Consider the following 20,842-nt stretch of genomic DNA (forward strand, 5'->3'; position numbering starts at 1 on the left):
ATACACCTTTAAAAATGGCCTTCTATACTTGAACCAGATTCAAATAATAGGAGGGAAAGATCAATGAATAATGAAAGAGCAATGGATGATTTAATTAAGAATTGGAGCGAATTAGGTAAGAATATGGACCGCCGAAATTTTATCCAGGGAGCGAGTAAGCTTGCCGGACTTTCATTAGGTCTTGCTCTTGCCCAATCAATGGGCGGTATTGAAGTGAATGCTGCCCCGAAATTCAGTGATTATCCATTTACTCTCGGTGTTGCTTCAGGAGATCCGCTCTCGGACAGTGTCGTTTTATGGACAAGGTTGGCACCGGATCCGTTGAATGGAGGGGGAATGCCAAAAGAAGCCATTTCGGTGAAATGGGAAGTGGCAAAGGATGAGAATTTCAGAAAGATTGTCCAGCAAGGCAAGGAAATAGCCAGGCCGGAACTTGGCCACTCCGTACATGTGGAAGTAAGCGGGTTAAAACCTGATAAAGTCTATTTTTACCGTTTTAAAAGCGGCGGGGAAGTAAGTCAGACCGGGAAAACGAAAACACTTCCGCCAATAGGTTCAAGTGTTTCGAGCTTGTCATTCGCGTTTGTTTCATGCCAGCAATTTGAGCATGGTTATTATACGGCCTATAAACATTTGGCAAAGGAAGATCTGGATATTGTCTTCCACCTTGGCGATTATATATATGAATATGGACCAAATGAATATGTTTCTTCTACAGGTAATGTCCGTGTACATAGTGGACCAGAGATCATTACACTTGAAGATTATCGGAATAGATACGCACAATATCGCTCTGATACCCATTTAAAAGCGGCACACGCAGCTTTCCCATGGGTGGTGACTTGGGATGATCATGAAGTTGAAAACAATTATGCAAATGTCATACCGGAAAAAGGACAATCGGTAGAAGCTTTCATCAAGAGAAGGGCCGCCGCTTATCAGGCTTACTATGAGCATATGCCCCTTCGTAAATCATCATTGCCTAAGGGAGCGGATATGAGGTTATACCGAAATTTCACATATGGGGACCTGGCCTCTTTCTTTGTATTGGATTCACGTCAATACCGGGATGATCAGGCAAACGGTGATGGAAGTTCACCGCAAACGCCTGAGTCACTTGATCCGAAACGGACATTACTAGGTCCAGAGCAGGAACAGTGGCTAACTGACAATCTATCAAATTCAAAAACGAAGTGGAATGTTCTGCCTCAGCAGATTTTCTTTGCACAACGGAATTATGGAACACCAACAGCCCCAAAATTCAGCATGGATTCCTGGGATGGTTACCCGGCTGCACGCGATCGCTTAATTGATGTAATCAAAAGCAACAACCTGGAAAATCTGGTCGTATTGACCGGTGATGTACATGCAAGCTGGGCCGCCAATTTAAAGGTGGATTTCGATGATCCAAATTCAAAGATTTTCGGAGTGGAGTTTGTCGGCACTTCGATCACATCTGGTGGAAATGGTGCGGATAAGCGTGCGGACACGGATAAAATACTAAGTCAGAATCCGCATATAAAGTTCTTTAATGATTACAGGGGATATGTACGGTGCAAAGTAACACCAGAACAATGGAAGGCGGATTACCGTGTAGTCCCATTCGTGACAGAACCAGGTGCGGATATATCGACAAGAGCATCTTTTGTTTTTGATAAGGATCAAACAGGGCTGCGAAAGGTTGCTTCAGCAGCGGTTATGGAAGGTGTACAAAAAACGAACGAAGTTGAGGAAGATCGAACACGTGCCCATAATCGCGCACATGAAAAACAAAGAATGAAAGTCAGGGGAAAGTGACTAATTGATAGGGAATCCTTATGATGCTTGACAGGAATATAGCGAAGAAAAATGAGAAGATCGAAGGAGTGAGTAAGAATGCTTTCAAATATAGGAATACCCGGTTTGGTGATTGTCCTTGTGATTGCACTGATTATTTTTGGACCGTCCAAACTGCCGGAAATAGGCCGTGCATTTGGCCGGACATTGTCCGAATTCAAAAGTGCAACCAAAGGATTGGTGAATGATACAGAAAAAGAAGAAGAAAATGAGAATAAAGCTGCATTAAGAGCTGTTAAAAAAGAGGGATGAAGTAAATGAGATAGAGCGGGCGGAAAGACTCGCCTGCTTCTTTTCATGAGAATGGTTAGAGGGGAAGCGCTATTTGCAAAATGGCAAATAATATGTCTAAAAAGGGGGAGTGAAAGTGGAGAGTAAGGATTTACACGTTATTGAGCATATGGAGGAACTCCGAAGCAGAATCATTAAAACACTGATAGGTTTTGTGGCTTTTTTCATAATGAGCTTCATATTCGTACAGGATATTTATAATTTACTTATTAAAGATTTGGAAGGAAAGCTTGCCGTGCTCGGCCCGAGTGAGATCCTATGGGTATATATGATTATCGCTGGGGTTTGCGCAATTGCTGCAACGATTCCGCTGGCAGCCTATCAGTTATGGCGTTTTGTGGCTCCAGCTTTGAAACCGGAAGAAAGAAGGGTTACATTTCGCTTCATACCCGGACTGTTCATTCTATTCATCACAGGTATCTCATTTGGATATTTTGTGTTGTTTCCAATAGTTCTGGGTTTCCTAACTTCCCTATCGGCCGGGCAGTTCGAGATGATGTTCACTGCGGAAAAGTATTTTCGCTTCATGATTAATTTGATCTTACCTTTCGGGATTTTATTCGAGATGCCGCTTGTGGTCATGTTCCTGACCAGATTAGGCATCATCAATCCAGCAGTGTTGAAAAAGTCTCGCAAGATTTCTTATTTCGTCCTGGTCATCATCTCAATCCTGATTACGCCTCCAGATATAATTTCGGACATTTTGGTTATCGTCCCTTTACTTGTGCTTTATGAGGTGAGTGTACAGCTGTCCAATATGGTTTATCGCAAAAGGCTTATGAAAGATGAATCAGCATTATCCGTGACATGAAAAGGATAATCGCAGCCTATTGAAAGTAACATTTCTTGGGAAATAATTAATGGAACAATAAAAAGTTGAGGGGGCCCCCTCAGCTTTTTATTGTGGGATAATACTTTTTGGGAATGATTAGGGGGTATGCTTTTGCATATTTGCCTTCTAACCAATGTAATTATGTAAGGGGACGAAGCTTTACCCTGTAAAAGCCTTGTTCTTGTCCAACCCTATGGAATTTAAATCATTCCATGTAAATCAAAGGTTTTGGGGTTTGAAGGTAATCACAAGTTACATAAGTTGTACAGAAACTCTTCAATGTCTAAATGTTTAGGTAGTAGACATGAACATCTTCAAGTTTTAAGGGGATGTTTTATTTTATTTATTTAGAAGGAGAGAGGATTCTGGTTAGCGAATAATTGTAATCACTTGAATAGAAATATGCATTCTTCGTAATAGCACTCCAAAATATCGAAAGGTGAAAGGTTCGAATCTTATTATCGTTCAAGTATAAATATATATTTAGGGGGGGAAAGAGCATTATCAAAATATCGAACAGGATGGTGAGAATGTATGAAGGATTTATTGAAAATTATCGCAGGAAACATTTCCATGACCTTTGCCTATGCTTATTTAATCGTCCCCAATGAAATCATCAATGGCGGGGTAACTAGCTCGGCATTATTATTGAATGCGTTATTGGGTTATAACATTGCCATGCTCGCCAATTTGGTTACAGGATTACTGTTAATCATTTGTTTAGTTTTCCTAGGGAAAGAGTACTTTTTTAAGTCGATCGTAAGTTCCCTTAGCTATATGGTGTTTTTTAATTTTTTTTATTCATTGAACATTCAGTTTGATATGAATATCGTTTTAGTGATCTTCATTTCGTCGATTTTGATAGCGATAGGATATTATTTATGTATAACTGCAAATGCCTCCACTGTTGGCTTTGACGTGCTCGCCTTAATTTTACATCACAAAAATGAAAAAATAGATATTGCTGCGACAATAAGGATTATTAATCTTATCGTACTGATATTGGGCCTTCTGGTTTATGGTTATGCATCGATTGTTAAGGGAATTGCTTTTACATTGCTTTTTTCATATCTTTTAAAGAAAATGCTGGATAGGAAGCAGAAGGCAGTAACGTCAGCTACGGAAAGTGTGTTGGATGAAACACCAAAGGTAAATGAAGTAAAATAACTAAAATTGCAGACTTAATGGACATCGTTTTTTATATGAAAATTTTCATTTTGTTATCTAAATATTCTGATTTTTAAATTGACTTTAAAAAAATCAGAGTGTATTATACACATAGAAAGTGGTACTAACATCATGACGTAGTGATGTTAGATCCGCTTCGTTTTTCAAAATAGCCTTAAGGAAGGAGGACTAGTGATATAGAATCTTAAGTTCATAGCGTCATACCCTGTGTTGTTTGAAAATGCCATGTTTCCAGTTCCCACTATCTTTGTGAAAGTGTAAAGGACAGGCAGCTGAAAAGCCTGCTTTACATTCAAGTAGCGATTATCTTAGTTGATTCCCCAAATTATTGAAAGTTGGTGGAGGGTATGAAACATCAACAGGAAGAACTGAAACCAGGTCTGAAACAAAGACATTTAACGATGATATCTTTGAGTGGTGTCATAGGAGCTGGTTTATTCGTAGGAAGCGGTATCATTATTGGTCAAACGGGCCCCGGGGCGATATTATCATATGTTTTGGCAGGCTTGATCGTTGTGTTAGTCATGAGGATGCTTGGGGAAATGGCCACAGTGAATCCCAATACTGGATCTTTTGCGGTTTATGCAAGAGAGGGGATAGGTGAATGGGCCGGTTTTACAACAGGTTGGTTATATTGGTTCTTTTGGGTTATCGTAATTGCTTTGGAAGCAACGGCTGGAGCAGCAATCATTCACAGCTGGCTTCCTTCCGTTCCCGTCTGGGTCATTAGTCTATCATTGATCATCCTATTGAAAATGACGAATATTTTTTCCGTATAATCGTTTGGTGAGTTCGAATACTGGTTTTCAATCATTAAAATAATCAGTATCATACTATTCTTGTGCCTGGGTGTGGCCGTGATATTAGGGTTTATCCCTACGATAAAACCACCCGGAGCTTCCAATCTTTTAAACTTTGGCGGATTTATTCCAAATGGGCTAAGTTCTGTGCTTGTTGGTGTTGCAATCGTTTTTCATGCATTTGTTGGAGTGGAGATTCCAGCGATTGCCGCGGGTGAAACCAGTGATCCGGTTAAATCAGTTAGAAGTGCATTGAATAGTGTGGTTTGGCGAATCCTGATTTTCTATATTGGGTCCATCGCCATTCTAGTGACGCTATTACCATGGAATTCGGCTTCTTTGCTGAAAAGTCCATTTGTTGCCGTACTTGAGATGCTGGGAATCCCTTCTGCTGCCCTGATCATGAATATAGTGATTCTCATTGCATTGCTCTCTTGTTTGAATTCGGGATTATATACGAGTTCACGCATGTTATTTTCACTTGCACAAAAGGGTGACGCCCCAAAGCTATTTTCTAAAGTGAGCAAGAACGGTGTCCCTATATTTGCTGTAGTCGGCTCTACTATATTCGCCTTTATCAGCACCATTTTCAGTTATGTTTCACCAGATAAAATCTTTTTCTTTTTAGTGAATTCCTCGGGCGGAGTCGGAATTCTTGTTTATCTGGCCATTGCGGTTTCCCATCTCCGATTAAGGAAGAGAATGGAGAAAGAGAATCCCGGAATATTCAAGATCAAGATGTGGTTATTCCCGTATTTGACTTATGCAACCATCATTTCCATGATTTCCGTGTTAATATTAATGGCTTTTATCGATTCGCAGCGTCCGCAGTTCATCTTTACCATGCTATTTAGCTTGATCGTTATTTGTTCATTCTTTTTCATTCGGCGAAAAAAAGCGAAGTATTTGGAGAATGAATTAAATATTGCTTCTGGTTCCCCTAATTCTGAAAAGTTATAGCTTTGGCTCTACACCATTGGTTTAATTTAAGGTTACTTCTATGGAATTCCTCAGACAAAATTCTTCAATTCACTAATCAGCTAGAATATGATTCCAATAGAAAAAGAGAATTGTGCCAATAAGTGCTTGGTGCCATCTGTCTTTTAAATGAAGGAGGTGTTATGTTGAATGGTTTCCGTGTAATAACCAGTGGAGTTGTCCTTGGAGCCATATTGCTGTCAGGCTGCGGCAATTCAGCTGAACCGGACGAGGCTCAACAAGAAAAAAGTCCAGTCATGAATGAAAATCCGGAATCAAATACGGGTGAAACCCAAAATGCGGAGGTCATTAAAAAAGGTGTCGGTGATGTGATTCAATCCATAAAAGGATTGGAAACAGAATTAAGTGCGGAGGCGGATCCAGAGAGAATTCAAGAAATGGGAAAAGAAATGAGCTGTTTGGGATTCGATAGAAAAGCAAGTGGAAGATGAATACCCGGATTGGTATGAAAGGATTGAGAAAAACCTTTACCCATTAATTGGGGAGTCAGGGAATCCGGAAAAGGACCTTGAAAAGATTAAACGACTCTCTGAAGCTACAAAGGAAGATTTACAGTTATTTTTGGAAGAAGTTAATTGAATTCTCTTTATACCCTGGTTTAGCAAGTTTGGTGATTTTGGAGGAGGGGAGCATAGATTGGAAAGGGCAAAAGAATGCAAAGAGGTTCAAGCAGTGATATTCGATTGGGCAGGAACGACGGTGGATTATGGTTGTTTTGCACCAGTCCAAGCATTTGTCGAGATATTCAGGTTAAGGGGGATTGCGGGAATTTTGGGATCTGCTTTCATGGATATGCTTGATTTATTGCCAACTGCAGGCATTCGTTTCATTGGTGTCCGCCATGAACAAAGTGCAGCACATATGGAAGATGCTTATTGTCGTGTCTCTGGTGTTGCAGGAGTTGTCATCGGGCAAAACGGACCTGGAATGACGAATATGGTCACCTCTGTCGCAGCGGCCAATCAAGCTCATACTCCAATGGTGGTCATATCACCTTCAGCTGGTACACCAACAGTTGGATGGGATGGTTTTCAGGAATGCGATCAGGTTTCCATCTTCAAGGCAATCACGAAAGAAACGGTTAGAGTGACACACCCAGGCCGGGTCGCTGATTGCCTAAGGACAGCGTTTCGGATTGCCTATGCCGAGAGGGGACCGGTTTTATTCGATATCCCTCGTGATTACTTCTATGGTGAAGTGGAAGATCAAATACTTCAACCACATCAATATCGCGTGGATGAAAGGGGCTGCGGGTCTTCTGAATCCTTGGATAGAGCGGCAGAAATTTTAGCCGAGGCACAGTATCCGGTGATCATTTCCGGTAGGGGAACGGTTGATTCAGATGGCATTGAGGAAATTAAGAATATGGCAGAATATTTAACGGCTCCGGTAGCTGTCTCATATATGCATAATGATGCTTTTCCTGCTGATCATCCTTTGTCAGTCGGCCCAATCGGTTACATGGGTTCAAAGGCTGCCATGAATACACTTAAGAAAGCGGACGTCATATTGGCGGTAGGGACAAGATTATCGGTATTTGGAACGTTACCATGCTATGACATTGATTATTTCCCTAAAGATGCGCAAATCATCCAAATTGATATCAACCCAAGGCAAATAGCGAGGACGCACCCTGTGGAAGTGGGGATCATCGGAGATGCCCGCGAAGCGAGTCGTGAAATCTTGAAACGGTTGAAGGCTAATAAACCAAACCTAAAACAAGAAAAAGAGCGGATAGTAGAAGTTACGAATGAAAAACAAAAATGGGAAGAAGAATTGGTGAATCTTGCGATGATCGATGGAACCCCGATCAATCCGCGTCGGGCCCTATTGGAATTGACAAAAGTGTTGCCTGAAAATGCCATCGTTACTACAGATATCGGTAATGTATCTTCAACTGCAAACGCTTACTTGAAATTCAACCAGAGCCGCAGGCATATCGCTGCGCTTACATTCGGGAATACTGGATTTGCATACCCATCTGCACTAGGTGCCAAATTAGCTGAGCCGAATACGCCTGTTATAGCCATTGTTGGAGATGGCGCGTGGGGCATGAGCTTACATGAAGTGAGTACGGCCGTTGAAGAAAACATACCGGTCATAGCATGTGTCTTCAATAATAATGCTTGGTGCGCAGAGAAAAAGAATCAGGTCGATTTTTATAATAACCGTTTTGTAGGGGCCGATATCCAAAATCCTGATTTTGCAGAAGTTGCCCGATCAATGGGTGCTGTAGGTATTAGGGTGGAAAAAGCAGACGAGTTAGGCGCTGTCATTGAAAAAGCAATAAAATCAAACAAACCGACTGTCATTGATATACAAGTGGATGGAACACAATTGGCTCCGCCATTTAGAAAAGATGCATTAAAAATGCCTACTAGATTATTAGAAAAATATTCTCATTTAGATCATAAAAACTGGGATAAATAAGAAAAGGTGATAGGACAGCTGCGATGACTTGATGAACGATTTGGGTCATCGCACCATCACCAATTCACTTTAAAAGGTCTGTAACAGCATGGGAACTTAACTTAGTTGCATTCAATGAATAATAAGGGGGTTTCAAAAGTGAAGATGGAAACTGAAACGAAAGACCTTGTTCAAATGGATAAAGACTATTTATGGCATGCGATGCATCGCTATAATGAGAAGGATGCTCCCATGATGGCTACAGAAGGATCCGGCTCATGGTTCACAGATACTAAAGGGGATAAATATTTAGATGGTGTCTCCGGATTATGGTGCTTGAACCTTGGTCACGGACGAAAAGAGATTGCCCAGGCAGCCTATGAACAAATGATTAACTTATCTTACTTCCCTTTAACATTAAGTCATAGGCCGGCAATCGAATTATCTGCAAAAATAAGTGAACATTTAATGGGCCCTTATACAACTTTTTTTACGAACAGCGGCTCTGAGGCGAATGAGACAGCTTTTAAAATAGCCAGGCAATATCATTCCCAAAATGGAAATCAGGGTAAATACAAGTTCATCTCAAGGTATAGAGCTTATCATGGCAATACTTTTGGCGCTCTCAGCGCAACTGCACAGGCTAATCGGAGAGTGAAATATGATCCGGCGGTTCCAGGTTTCCTGCATGTTCCACCCCCGTACAGTTATCGAAGCCCGTTTGGGGAAAACGTTGAAAACTCCGATTTGCTTGCAGCTGAATATATCGATCAGGTCATTAACTTTGAAGGAGCTGAAACGGTAGCGGGTGTTATCCTTGAACCATTCATCTCTGGTGGCGGGGTCCTTATTCCTTCAAAAGAATACTTAACAAGGGTTTCGGAAATCTGTAAGAAGCATGATGTTCTATTAATTGTGGATGAAGTGGTTTCAGGTTTTGGAAGAACCGGAAAAATGTTTGGGTTCATGCACTCAGATGGGGTTCAACCGGATATTGTTACGATGGCAAAGGGTTTGACCAGCGGTTATCTTCCACTTGGGGCAACGGCAGTGAATTCCAGGATTTATGAGAAGTTCAAAGACAACGGAAATTTAAATCATTTCAGGCATGTGTCAACATATGGAGGCCACCCTGCATCTTGCGCAGTTGCGCTAAAGAACATTGAAATCTTGGAAAATGAAAACATCGTTCAACGAGTATCTGAACTTAGTGAGTCGACACTTAGCGCGCTCTTTGAATTGACAGCTCTGGATAAAGTAGGGGAAGTTCGGGGAGTTGGGTTTTTATATGGCATTGAATTAGTGGAAGATAAAAAGACAAAAATGCCTGTTTCCGAAGAGTTCATGGGTGAAATAATCGGGGCTTGCAAGGCAAAGGGTCTTATCATAGGACGTAATGGTGATACGGTTCCTGGATATGGTAATGTACTCATCATTGCACCGCCTTTATCTTCGACCGTTGAAGATTTACGCTTTGTCATAGAAACGGTTAAATCCGTTTTATGTGAATTATGCTAATCAAAAAGAGGATAAGGTATAGGGTGCTATCTATATAGAAGAAAAAAATGAAGATGGGCATGATATGTCTAGCTGATTTGACATCCATGTCCATTTTTTCATATTGAGTCTAACAGTGTGGGAAAACTGGGGAATCCAAAACAGGAGGAAATATGCAATCACAACTAAGGTTATTGGTGGTTCTGGCACATCCCGATGATGAGTCATTCCTGTGTGGGGGAACCATTGCTAAAATGTCTGAGCGAGGTGTTCAGATAACTTTACTATGTGCGACAAAAGGCGAAATGGGCAGACGAATGGGAAATCCCATTGTAACAACAAGGGAGGCATTGCCAGAACTAAGGGTGGAGGAGTTAAAAAGAGCTTGTGAAGAATTGGGGATCAGTGACCTGCGATTTTTAAACATAAGGGATAAAACGATTGAATTTGAAAGCTTCGATTTATTGGCGGAGAGAATCGTAAAGGTGATTCGTGAAGTTCAACCGGATGCACTAATTACATTCCATGAGAAATACGGGGGGCATCCAGACCATTGTGCGATTGGCCGTGCTGCCGCATTAGCTTTCTTAAACTCCGGTGATCCCGATTTTTATCCAGATCCATTATTTCCAGCTATTAAGGTTCATAGTTTGTACTTTGTCCTTTGGCATGCTTTTTATGATGAATGGTTAAAGGAAAACGGGCCGGGCAGTGTCACAGAAGTCAATATAGCAGGGACTTTAAAGAAAAAAATCCGTGCCTTAAGGTCACATCGTTCCCAGACTTTAGCGGTTCCTGAATTGTGGACGAATCAAAATCCAAGCTTGCCTTTTTTAAAGGAATCCGAGTATTTTATCAAAGGGAATTCACTTCCTAATCTAGAAGAAACCGATTTTTTTCAAACGATTGAAAGGATGGGATGATATTTAGTTTATCTGGAAAGGGGGAAGGAATGTATGGAATTAGAAAAATATGAGCCATTGGAAGAAACACCTCAGGTGCAGCAAAACCCACTTCAAAATAAGGTGCTTTTGTGGCTGAGCGGTATCGCTTTCACTTTTTTCATTGCCCTCTTAGGCTTGGGGCTGTCGAAGATTTCAGGATTCGATCGAATCGGTCCACTTGCATGCTCGATCATCATTGCCGTGATTTATCGTCAAATTGCGGGATATCCAGAAAAGTTCCGGACGGGAATCGAATTTTCCGCAAAAAAACTTTTGCGTTTTGCCATTATTTTATACGGATTGAAATTAAATATCGATGTGATTTTTAATCAGGGACTGCCATTATTGGTACGTGACATAGGGACAGTAACATTCGCCATAGTCGTGATGGTCCTGATTGCAAAGTGGATTAAGGCAGATTCTTCCATTTCCCTTCTTCTTGCTGTAGGAACCGGGATATGCGGTGCAGCAGCCATCGCGGCAATATCTCCAATCGTGAAAGCGAAGGAAGAGGATACAGCCATAGGCGTCGGGATAATCGCTTTAATGGGAACCCTTTTCTCCATTGTTTATACACTTTTACGTCCGATCCTTCCGCTATCTGCTTTGGATTATGGAATCTGGTCTGGGATCAGTCTTCATGAAATCGCCCATGTTGCTTTGGCAGGAGCACCGGCTGGTGAAGATGCGCTAGCGATTGCACTCCTCGCCAAATTGGGCCGTGTCTTTTTACTCATCCCTTTATGTTTCATTTTTATGTATTGGATGAAAAAGCGAACATCCGGGAAAATGGGCCATGATGCCAAAATTGATTTTCCATGGTTCCTCGTTGGTTTTATAATCATGAGCCTAATAGGAAGTTATGTGTTTGGAAGCTATATTACGGTTTCACCTCTCGTAATGGATGGCATTTCCAAAGCTACTACATTTATATTGACTATGGCCATGATCGGTCTTGGACTGAATGTTAGCCTGCAGGCACTGCGAACAAAAGCCATGCGTCCTCTTTTGGCCATGACCATTACCTCTTTGCTGCTTTCCATAATTTCGTACTTTATCATTTAATATATAAGCTTTCATATATGCCTGAAATGTGATGAAGGTTGCATATAGGATAAGCCCTGAATACATAGAGCTATTCAGGTTTTTTTTATTCACTCGAAGAAAAACGGTATATGAACGCGGAAACTCAACATAATCCTAATTTAAGGGAAAAATTGAACGCTGGCATGTTTGAATATTATAACTATTTGGTTTACAATATAAGAACTGATACGAACATTACGATGTCTTTTTCTGTTTGGAGGAAATTTTATGGAGCTAGACTTTAAAAATCCAATCCCTTTACATGCTCAATTGAAAACCATATTGGAAAATCAGATTTTGGAAGGTTATTATAAAGACAAAATCCCGAGTGAAAGGGAACTGATGGATATGTATTCTGTCAGCAGGAGCACTGTACGGGAAGCCGTTTCCATCCTGGTTCGTGAGGGAATATTGGAAAAGAGGCATGGGAAGGGAACGTTCGTCTCCCTTAAACCTGTGCAAGAATGGCTTAAGATGATAAGTTTTACGGAAACCACTAAAAGCATGGGGATTAAACTGCTAGATCATGGCCGTGTAATGACACCTGAAAATATAGCTGATGCAAATGGGTTTGAGGATGAATCTTACCATATTAAAAGGCTGCGGTTACAGGGGGATGTCCCAATAGCCATAGAATTGCATTATTATTCTTTGGACCTAGGAAAAAAATTGACGAAATTCGATTTAAGTACAACCGTATTGTATGATGCACTCGAAGGTGAATTAAACATTGACTTTTGTGAAGCGGAACAAATCATAACCTGCGGCTTTCCAACAAAAGAAGATGCAGAACATTTGGGTATAGCCGAAACGATGTGCTTACTGATTACAGAACGAATGATTTTTGATTCTGATGGTAACTTAGTAGAATATTATAAAGGGTTATTCCGATCGGATATGTATTCATTCGCAATGAAAATGTCCCGGAAGAATTGAATTCCGCATAAAATGACCTAAGTCTTTCTAAGAAGCAGAGAGGCTTAGGTCATTTTCGGTTCTAAAATCATTGAGTTAGTCGGTTTGGAACCGTTTAAAAACTCCAGTCAAGATATTCTAATAAACCCTATTAGTTACAAAATGATTTCCCACGGGTTCAAGGTAGTTTTAAGATAGAAATATGGCTGATTTTTAACTTAGTAGAGACAATATCTAAGTATTATAGTATTCAACGTACACATTGAGAGGTTTTATTTGAAGAAATGGGAATACACATAACACCACAAAGGGAATGTTCACGAATGTAAGGTTTAGAGATAAAATTAAGAAATAATTTTAGATTAACATTAGTATATAAGGGTGAAAGGAGTTAATTCCTTGAAAGAGCGATCAGATAATAAAAACACTGCTTTAATTAGTGAAAATAGCATAGGCTGGTGGAAAGCAATTTTAGAGTCAATCAATGACGGTGTTCTAGTAATTGATCATAATGGGTACGTAAAAATGATTAATCCTGAATATACACGTATTACTGGTGTTACACCTGATATCATAGGGAAGCCACTGGTAAAATATCGGCCCGGAGCGCAACTTACAAAAACACTAAAAGATTGCCAGTGTCGTGTTGGGGTTTATCGAAAAACAAAAGACCGGGAATATGTGGTCGAAATGGCTCCAATAATTATCAATGAACAGATTGTTGGTGCTGTGTCCGTCTGCAAAAGCTTAACTGAAGTTCATAAATTGTCACTTGAACTTCAAAAACAAAACGAGAAAGTCCGGCAGCTTAAAAAGCAAATGAATGCGCTTTATAAAGTAAAATACACTTTTGATGACATTATAGGAAAAGATGGCGGGTTGAAGGACGTTGTATATGTGGCAAAACGGGTATCCGATTCCAATTTTCCAATTTTAATTATCGGCGAAAGTGGGACAGGAAAAGAATTATTCGCACAGGCTATTCATCATGAAAGCCATCGTGGTAATAAGCCTTTTATTCCAGTTAATTGTGCATCTATTCCACCTTCTTTATTAGAAAGTGAGTTATTCGGTTATGGAGATGGGGCCTTTACCAATGCTAAAAAGGGCGGTAAAATCGGTTTATTTGAAATGGCAGACCAGGGTACGCTCTTTTTGGATGAAATTGGTGATATGTCATATGATCTCCAAGCTAAGTTACTCAGGGTGTTACAAGAAAGTAAGATCAGAAGAGTAGGAGAAACAGAAGAGCGAAATATTGATGTCAGGATTATTGCCGCTACACACCGTGATTTACAACAGCTTGTAAATAAAAATCATTTTCGCGGAGATTTGTTTTATAGACTTAATGTTATAAGCTTAAAGATAGCACCTCTTCGGGAACGAAGAGAAGATATCCCTGAACTGGTTCATTCATTGCTTCGTTCGTCATTAACTCCATCAGCAAGGGATGGTTCTATGTATACGATAGACGAACAAACTTTAGAATTTATTCGGTCATATGATTGGCCTGGCAATGTTCGAGAATTGAGAAATGTTATTGACTATGCAACTTGTATGGCGGAAGGTACGGAAATAAAAATCCACCATTTACCAGATGTAATGATGAAGCTTGAAATGAATCGCTTAGATTCTACTCTAAAACCAAATGGTCAAACACTAAAAGACATAACGGAAGAAGCAGAATCAAAACACATTCAAGAAATTTTGGGAAAGTTCGGAAATGATATGGAAGGAAGAAAAAAAACAGCAAATTCTCTAGGGGTGTCTTTGGCCACCTTATATAATAAAATGAAAAAATACCGTATTATTTAAAGTGATTTCTAAAAAATTAGAATAATATCAATAGATTTCTAAAAAATTAGAAATCCATCAAGGCCATAGAATTAGGGGATAAAATTATTTATTTGAGAATGATTAGTTATATTTTCTAAAAAATTAGAAATTGATCTACCATTAAGGAAAGCGCTAACAATAAAGCGCTTTCCTTTTTTGTTTTTTCAATTTTCTTAGTGAGTACTTAAATAGCTGATAAATCAGCATTAGAGTGAACAAACACCTAAGAATATCTAACTTAAATAATAATTTAATCTAACTTTCTTTGTTTAGGCATGGTTCTTGCAAAAAGAATAGTACACAGCAAAATTCTTTTTAGAAAGGGCAATGGAATCTTTAGTAAATATGCCTTGTGGGGGGGATTAATGTGTTAGCTATTTTAGGTTGCTTGACAATAGGAGTTTTCCTTTACCTTATTATGACAAAACGTTTATCGGTCTTAATTGCTCTGGTGTTGGTGCCAATCGTTTTTGCTTTGATTGGCGGATTTGGCTTGGGAATAGGAGAAATGATGCTAGCGGGTATCGTAAAGGTTGCTCCTACCGGAATTATGGTGGCTTTTGCTGTTTTATATTTTGGACTGATGATGGACACGGGTTTGTTTGATCCAATCGTATCTAAGATGCTCCTGATCGTGAAAGGAGATCCCTTAAAAGTGGTGGTGGGCACGGCAGTTATCACGATGCTTGTATCGTTAGATGGAGATGGTGCTTCAACTTTTATGATTACTGTTTCGGCCTTACTACCTCTCTATAAGAGATTAAAGATGAACCCTCTGATTTTAGCAGGTGTAGTGGCTCTGGGAGCCGGGGTCATGAATCTTGCACCATGGGGCGGTCCAACAGCAAGGGCGATGGCAACGTTGAATGTCACGTCTGCTCAACTATTTAATCCTATTCTACCTGCTATGGTTGCAGGCATCCTATGGGTGTTGTTTTCATCCTATTTGCTTGGAAAAAGAGAAAGGGAAAGATTAGGGATTATAGATATGGAGGAAAAGGACAACATAGCTTTTCAAGAATTAGCGGTAGCGACGTTAGAATTTAAACGTCCCCAACTTTTTTGGTTCAATCTTATTTTGACACTGATTCTTCTCATCGCTTTAATCAAAGTATGGCTGCCACTTCCTACCTTGTTTATTATTGCTTTTGCAATCGCTTTATTGGTGAATTACCCAAACCAAAAACAACAGCTGGAGCGTATCACAAGTCACGCAAACAACGTTGTTATGGTTTCGACCATGATTTTTGCGGCGGGGATTTTTACCGGTATTTTGACCGGTACAAAAATGATTGATGCTATGGCGCTTTCGATGGTGTCGATTATTCCTGAAGCGATGGCGGGCTACTTACCTATTTTGACAGCGATTACAAGCATGCCTCTTAGTTTAGTTTTTACACCGGATGCTTACTATTTTGGAGTTTTACCTATCATAAGTCAAACCGCTTCTAATTTTGGAATTGACCCCATTGAAGTTGGCCGGGCAGCTATACTCGGGCAAATGACAACCGGCTTCCCATTAAGTCCCTTAACTGCCTCTACGTTTATTCTTATCGGAATGACAGGCGTTGATTTAGGGGACCATCAGCGTTTTATTTTTAAATGGGCATTTGGAACAACGATTATCATGACTATCGCAGCCCTGCTAACAGGAGCTATTACTATTATTTGAGGTGATTATGTTGATTAGAATCGGTTCAGGTGCAGGGTTTTCAGGTGATCGGTTGGAACCCGCATTACTTCTTGCAGAAAAAGGGAATTTGGATTATCTAGTGTTGGAATGTTTGGCTGAACGGACAATCGCACTGGCACACAAGCGAAAAAAAGAGAATTCTTCATTAGGATATGATCCGCTGCTTGAAAAGAGGATGGAGCTATTACTACCAACACTCATTCAAAATGGTGTGCGGTTAATTACAAATATGGGAGCAGCCAACCCGGTCAGTGGCGCTGAAAAGGTAATTGAAATTGCCCAACGACTAGGTCTTTCTATTAAAGTCGCGGCTGTGACAGGAGATGATGTATTGGCATTCCTAGATACAGATGCACTGTCTATGGAAACAAATAAGCCTCTACATTCATATGGCCCAATTTTATCGGCAAATGCCTATCTCGGTGTGGAAGCAATTTTACCTGCGTTAGAAAAAGAAGCAGACATTATTCTGACCGGGAGAGTGGCAGATCCATCCTTATTTTTAGCGCCAATGGTACACCACTTCGGGTGGTCGGTTGACGATGCAGATTTAATTGCACAGGGAACCATTATTGGCCACCTTTTGGAGTGCGGTGGTCAAATTGCTGGCGGTTATTACGCAGATCCGGGAAAAAAGGATGTTCCACACTTGGAGAACTTAGGATTTCCGTATGCGGAGGTACAAGCAGATGGTTCTGCCTTGATTACAAAAGTTCCAAATACAGGTGGAGTTATCAATCTGATGACGGCGAAAGAACAGCTTTTATATGAAGTCACAAATCCGAACGAATACATTACACCTGATGTAATTGCCGATTTTACGTCAGTAAAGCTTCGTGAGGCAGGGCCGGATCGAATTGAAGTAACAGGAGGGAAAGGAAAGAAACGGCCGGAAACGTTAAAAGTAAGCGTCGGTTACCATGCAGGGTTTATTGGAGAAGGGGAAATTTCTTATGCAGGTTCAAATGCATGGGGACGAGCACAACTAGCAGGAGACGTTATGAGAACGAGACTTGAGAAGCGTTTTGATGAATTGCGGATTGATTATATCGGTGTTTCATCCACACACCGTAATACGTTTGGACAATGGAATGAACCATACGAAGTCCGACTGAGGGTCGCAGCTAAAACATGCAGTCTAAGCGAAGCTGCTAAAATTGGTGAAGAGGTTGAATCTCTTTACACAAACGGGCCAGCCGGTGGAGGAGGAGCAAGAAAGTACACACAGGAAGTTTTAGGAATTGTTTCTTCTCTACTTCCTCGAGAAGAAATTGAAGTGAGTGTTGTAATAAAGGAGAGTGTACTGCATGAAGAGAAAACTGTATGAGGTTGCCCACAGTCGCGCCGGTGATAAAGGGAATATTTTGATGCTCTCGCTTATTCCATATCAGGAAAAAGACTACTCCCATTTATGCAAAGAAGTAACAATAGAGAGAGTAAAACAACATTTTAAGGACATTGTTGATGGTGAAATTTTTCGATACGAGGTTCCAAATATCGCTGCTCTTCAGTTCGTTTGCCATCAAGCTTTGCTTGGCGGAGTTACAATATCACTCGGAATGGATACACATGGGAAAAGTTTGAGTTACGCCTTATTGGAAATGGAAATAGAGGTACAGGAATCTATATAGAATGAGGATAAAAAAACAACAAAAATTATAAATAGTGTGTTGATGTTGCTGCTTATTTTTAACATTCTTTACTGAGCCTGGTTTTGCAAAGCAATTTTGTTTAAAAATGATTTATTAACTATTTACAAGTGTTTAAAGTATCAAAAAAACCTCTAACACCACTTAGAGGTTTTTTGTTTTCACGGTGCAAGAAGGAAAAGATAGTAAACACCTTACTGAGATGGTTTATTTTCATATTAAAAATATCTATATTTATGTTGGCAATTTATAAATCTTGGACATTCTTTTACTGTTACATTGTTCCTTACATATCTTACTTTAAAATCTAGAATATCAATGCTTGCCCACCGTTTTCAGCCGTTCGGTTTTGAGGGCTTGCCATCCTCCAATTTAGCCGAAATAAGCCCAAGGGCAACTCCCAGCAACGCACCTGCTCCCACTTCCACAGGCTGATGTCCGAGCAGTTCATTCAGTTCCTTCTCACGCTCAACATACTCAAAGCTCGGAAACTCTCCGGAAAATTTGGCCATATTATCTTCAAGATCATTCACGAGCTTAGCGATTTCGCCTGTATGGCGGCGAATCCCCTGAGCATCGTACATCACAATCACGCCAAAAACTGTCGCAAGCGATGTTTCCGTATGCAGCCATCCTTTATTCGCTGCCACATATGATGCCAGGGCGGCCACTCCCGCAGAGTGGGAACTAGGCATGCCACCTGTTGTGAAAGCCTGCTTTAGGTCCCACTTTCCCGTCAGCTTATAATGCGTTAAAATTTTCAGCCCTTGCGCAATGCCAATCGCCGACAGCGCCGTTAAAATTCCCCGATTCATCTTTTCCATGAGCAACTCCTCCACTCCAGACCAGTCCAACCCAACCCAATCCGGGAATTTATCTTCCCTCTTTTGATACCCCAAAAATATTTTTTATATGCACAGTTCCATGATGAATGAATCATGATATCACTTTTTGCTGTGTTCGAGTTCAGAGGAAGCATCATATCCGAGGTGGATTCAGGCTTGTTTTTTTACGGAAAAGGTCACTATTTCATATTAATATTTATAGGATGGGAACCTTAAGGAAAATATATAACGGAAGATAGTTAACATGGTTTTAAGGTGGCAATGGAATGAACAAGATCAAGGATATGAATCCGAAAGAGATACAAAAGATCATGACGGTAACCGAGAGAATGTCTTTCACAAAAAACTTCAGGTCCGCTACTGCAGAAGAATGGTTCGTTTTCATACCTGGCTTCAATGATCCAGGTACAGGGGGAGCTGCTGGAAAGGCTATAGTTCACTATAACCTATATGGAAACAAAGATATGTTCATTAACACCACGGTCATACTGGATGACCCTGTTCTATTTGAGGAAGAAAATTTTCAGCTGGTTTACTCTATTTGTGATGAACTTATAAATCGTCTAGTGGGATACGCTGATACTTTACTGTCCGTACACGCAGGTTCCAATTCTTATAATGCCGAGTACAAACGATAATGTTCGTAAGATAACAAGGAGGATAAACGGTGAAACATAATCTTGTTCAGTCAATAGTCGAACAATCAGTCATGCTTACAAGTGAAGCAGATTGGGATAAGCTCATTCAACAAGTTCATAATTCAAAATTTGTTTTGCTGGGTGAGGCATCACATGGGACATCCGAGTTTTACACGGCCCGAGTTGAAATAACAAAAAAGCTGATTCAAGAAAAAAGGTTCACCTTTGTAGCCGTTGAAGGCGATTGGCCCGCTTGCCAGGCAATAAATAGGTATGTTAAAGGCTATGACCTAGTGACTAAATCCGCAAAGGATGTGCTAAAAAGTTTTGACCGCTGGCCGACCTGGATGTGGGCAAACGAGGAAATGATCGACCTGATTGAATGGATGAAAGAATACAATGAGTCTGGACAAAATCAAACGAAAGTTGGATTTTATGGGATAGATATCTACAGTCTTTGGGAATCCATGGATGAAGTTATCCGTTACTTAAAACAAATTGATTCAACTGACCTTGAAGCTGCCAGACAGGCGTTCACTTGTTTTGAGCCATTCAATCGGAATAACGAGGAGTACGCAGTTTCTGCAGGCATTTTTTCGGAAGACTGTATAGAGGAAGTAGCCAAATTACTGACGACTATTCAACGAAAAAAAGAAAAATACCCCCATCACGAAGAATTGAATTTGAATCTTCAAGTAAATGCATTGGTAGCATACAATGCCGAAAATTATTACAGGACCATGGTCGTCCATGATGATAGATCATGGAATATTCGAGATATGCATATGGTTGATGCACTTAATGAAATTATGGATTTTTACGGCTCTGAAGGCAAGGCCATTGTATGGGAACATAATACCCATGTTGGTGACGCCAGCGCTACTGATATGAAGGATTCCGGGATGATTAATGTCGGCCAGGTCATTCGAGAGCAAAACCCGACTGAAGATGTATTTATCACAGGTTTCGGAACCTATAGAGGAACTGTTATAGCAGCAGAGGAGTGGGGCATGGATTTCGAAATAAAAACAGTACCCCCGGCAATGAAGGGAAGTTGGGAGGAGGCGATGCACCTTTCGGGGGCTTATGATAAGTTGCTCATTTTCACCGATGAAAATCGTCAGCTATTCCAAGGGAGGATTGGACATCGGGCGATTGGGGTTGTATACAGACCGGAATATGAACAATATGGTAACTATGTTCCTTCTGTAATGTCAGATAGATACGATGCTTTTATTTATATTGATGAAACCCAGGCCCTTCACCCGCTCGTTCAAGAAAAAGCACCCGTTCTGTAATAAAAAGACGAAGCCGTTTATGTTATAAACAGCTTCGTCTCAGTTTGTAGACAAAAGGGGTTCGGAATTAAAAAATTCTGAACCCC

At 40.5% G+C, this 20,842-nt stretch carries 18 protein-coding genes and 1 pseudogene; 18 read left to right on the forward strand and 1 reads right to left on the reverse strand.

Translation table 11 applies throughout. The annotated features are described in order from the left end of the window. Positions 1-63 precede the first annotated feature (63 nt). The 16 genes and pseudogenes from ADA55_RS03960 (at position 64) to ADA55_RS04030 (ending at position 17,957) form a co-directional block, all read left to right on the forward strand. Positions 64-1,797 (forward strand): alkaline phosphatase D family protein, encoded by a 1,734-nt coding sequence (locus tag ADA55_RS03960; RefSeq protein WP_048679369.1) that lies wholly within the window; start codon positions 64-66, stop codon positions 1,795-1,797. 78 nt (positions 1,798-1,875) lie between these two features. After that, positions 1,876-2,088 (forward strand): twin-arginine translocase TatA/TatE family subunit, encoded by a 213-nt coding sequence (locus ADA55_RS03965; protein WP_034312740.1) that lies wholly within the window; start codon positions 1,876-1,878, stop codon positions 2,086-2,088. A 148-nt stretch (positions 2,089-2,236) separates the two neighbouring features. Continuing rightward, positions 2,237-2,938, forward strand: coding sequence for a twin-arginine translocase subunit TatC (gene tatC, locus ADA55_RS03970; RefSeq protein ID WP_207118122.1), 702 nt, complete (start codon positions 2,237-2,239; stop codon positions 2,936-2,938). 555 nt (positions 2,939-3,493) lie between these two features. Beyond that, the gene (locus ADA55_RS03975; protein ID WP_065421103.1) at positions 3,494-4,126 is read left to right on the forward strand and encodes a YitT family protein; all 633 of its coding nucleotides are present in this window, start codon (positions 3,494-3,496) and stop codon (positions 4,124-4,126) included. A gap of 368 nt (positions 4,127-4,494) precedes the next feature. Continuing rightward, positions 4,495-5,907, forward strand: a pseudogene (locus ADA55_RS28190) (amino acid permease). A 164-nt stretch (positions 5,908-6,071) separates the two neighbouring features. Beyond that, positions 6,072-6,377 (forward strand): hypothetical protein, encoded by a 306-nt coding sequence (locus ADA55_RS03985; protein WP_048679376.1) that lies wholly within the window; start codon positions 6,072-6,074, stop codon positions 6,375-6,377. Beyond that, complete coding sequence (locus ADA55_RS30275; protein ID WP_153246095.1) at positions 6,367-6,525, forward strand: hypothetical protein; 159 nt, start codon at positions 6,367-6,369, stop codon at positions 6,523-6,525. The genes ADA55_RS03985 and ADA55_RS30275 overlap by 11 nt, the downstream gene beginning before the upstream one ends. Positions 6,526-6,618: 93 nt before the next feature. Next, positions 6,619-8,376, forward strand: a complete 1,758-nt coding sequence (gene xsc / locus ADA55_RS03990) for a sulfoacetaldehyde acetyltransferase (RefSeq protein ID WP_375792911.1) — start codon at positions 6,619-6,621, stop codon at positions 8,374-8,376. Between the two features lie 144 nt (positions 8,377-8,520). Beyond that, entirely contained in the window at positions 8,521-9,873 is a 1,353-nt protein-coding gene (locus tag ADA55_RS03995; protein WP_181151572.1) for an aminotransferase, read from the forward strand. Positions 9,874-10,025: 152 nt separating this feature from the next. Then, complete coding sequence (locus ADA55_RS27695) at positions 10,026-10,775, forward strand: PIG-L family deacetylase (protein WP_053087360.1); 750 nt, start codon at positions 10,026-10,028, stop codon at positions 10,773-10,775. Positions 10,776-10,808: 33 nt separating this feature from the next. Further along, entirely contained in the window at positions 10,809-11,861 is a 1,053-nt protein-coding gene (locus ADA55_RS04005; protein ID WP_081088587.1) for a YeiH family protein, read from the forward strand. 249 nt (positions 11,862-12,110) lie between these two features. Continuing rightward, entirely contained in the window at positions 12,111-12,818 is a 708-nt protein-coding gene (locus tag ADA55_RS04010) for a GntR family transcriptional regulator (RefSeq protein WP_034312712.1), read from the forward strand. 378 nt (positions 12,819-13,196) lie between these two features. After that, positions 13,197-14,612: a sigma-54 interaction domain-containing protein gene (locus ADA55_RS04015; protein ID WP_226990401.1), complete on the forward strand. Its 1,416-nt coding sequence runs from the start codon at positions 13,197-13,199 to the stop codon at positions 14,610-14,612. 388 nt (positions 14,613-15,000) lie between these two features. Next, entirely contained in the window at positions 15,001-16,305 is a 1,305-nt protein-coding gene (locus tag ADA55_RS04020; protein WP_048679379.1) for a CitMHS family transporter, read from the forward strand. A 7-nt stretch (positions 16,306-16,312) separates the two neighbouring features. Further along, the gene (locus tag ADA55_RS04025) at positions 16,313-17,653 is read left to right on the forward strand and encodes an acyclic terpene utilization AtuA family protein (RefSeq protein WP_311199173.1); all 1,341 of its coding nucleotides are present in this window, start codon (positions 16,313-16,315) and stop codon (positions 17,651-17,653) included. Beyond that, positions 17,634-17,957, forward strand: coding sequence for an AtuA-related protein (locus tag ADA55_RS04030; protein WP_048679382.1), 324 nt, complete (start codon positions 17,634-17,636; stop codon positions 17,955-17,957). The genes ADA55_RS04025 and ADA55_RS04030 overlap by 20 nt, the downstream gene beginning before the upstream one ends. Positions 17,958-18,310: 353 nt before the next feature. On the opposite strand, the gene ADA55_RS04035 is transcribed toward ADA55_RS04030, so the two are convergent. Then, positions 18,311-18,799, reverse strand: a complete 489-nt coding sequence (locus ADA55_RS04035; RefSeq protein ID WP_048679385.1) for a divergent PAP2 family protein — start codon at positions 18,797-18,799, stop codon at positions 18,311-18,313. Positions 18,800-19,104: 305 nt separating this feature from the next. Here ADA55_RS04035 and ADA55_RS04040 point away from each other — a divergent pair, with 305 nt between their 5' ends. After that, positions 19,105-19,458, forward strand: a complete 354-nt coding sequence (locus ADA55_RS04040) for a hypothetical protein (protein WP_105718894.1) — start codon at positions 19,105-19,107, stop codon at positions 19,456-19,458. A gap of 29 nt (positions 19,459-19,487) precedes the next feature. After that, a complete protein-coding gene (locus tag ADA55_RS04045; RefSeq protein ID WP_226990402.1) occupies positions 19,488-20,756 on the forward strand; it encodes an erythromycin esterase family protein in 1,269 nt (422 codons plus the stop codon). The last annotated feature ends 86 nt before the right edge of the window (positions 20,757-20,842 follow it).

The sequence above is a fragment of the Bacillus sp. 220_BSPC genome, from assembly GCF_001054655.1.
GTDB lineage: Bacteria > Bacillota > Bacilli > Bacillales > DSM-1321 > Peribacillus > Peribacillus frigoritolerans.

Bases quoted from the DNA above. Each gene is read 5' to 3' on its own strand.
- ADA55_RS03960 (WP_048679369.1), top strand. From the start codon at position 64: ATGAATAATGAAAGAGCAATGGATGATTTAATTAAGAATTGGAGCGAA.
- ADA55_RS03965 (WP_034312740.1), top strand. From the start codon at position 1,876: ATGCTTTCAAATATAGGAATACCCGGTTTGGTGATTGTCCTTGTGATT.
- tatC (WP_207118122.1), top strand. From the start codon at position 2,237: ATGGAGGAACTCCGAAGCAGAATCATTAAAACACTGATAGGTTTTGTG.
- ADA55_RS03975 (WP_065421103.1), top strand. From the start codon at position 3,494: ATGAAGGATTTATTGAAAATTATCGCAGGAAACATTTCCATGACCTTT.
- ADA55_RS03995 (WP_181151572.1), top strand. From the start codon at position 8,521: ATGGAAACTGAAACGAAAGACCTTGTTCAAATGGATAAAGACTATTTA.
- ADA55_RS27695 (WP_053087360.1), top strand. From the start codon at position 10,026: ATGCAATCACAACTAAGGTTATTGGTGGTTCTGGCACATCCCGATGAT.
- ADA55_RS04005 (WP_081088587.1), top strand. From the start codon at position 10,809: ATGGAATTAGAAAAATATGAGCCATTGGAAGAAACACCTCAGGTGCAG.
- ADA55_RS04010 (WP_034312712.1), top strand. From the start codon at position 12,111: ATGGAGCTAGACTTTAAAAATCCAATCCCTTTACATGCTCAATTGAAA.
- ADA55_RS04025 (WP_311199173.1), top strand. From the start codon at position 16,313: ATGTTGATTAGAATCGGTTCAGGTGCAGGGTTTTCAGGTGATCGGTTG.
- ADA55_RS04030 (WP_048679382.1), top strand. From the start codon at position 17,634: ATGAAGAGAAAACTGTATGAGGTTGCCCACAGTCGCGCCGGTGATAAA.
- ADA55_RS04035 (WP_048679385.1), bottom strand. From the start codon at position 18,799: ATGGAAAAGATGAATCGGGGAATTTTAACGGCGCTGTCGGCGATTGGC.
- ADA55_RS04040 (WP_105718894.1), top strand. From the start codon at position 19,105: ATGAATCCGAAAGAGATACAAAAGATCATGACGGTAACCGAGAGAATG.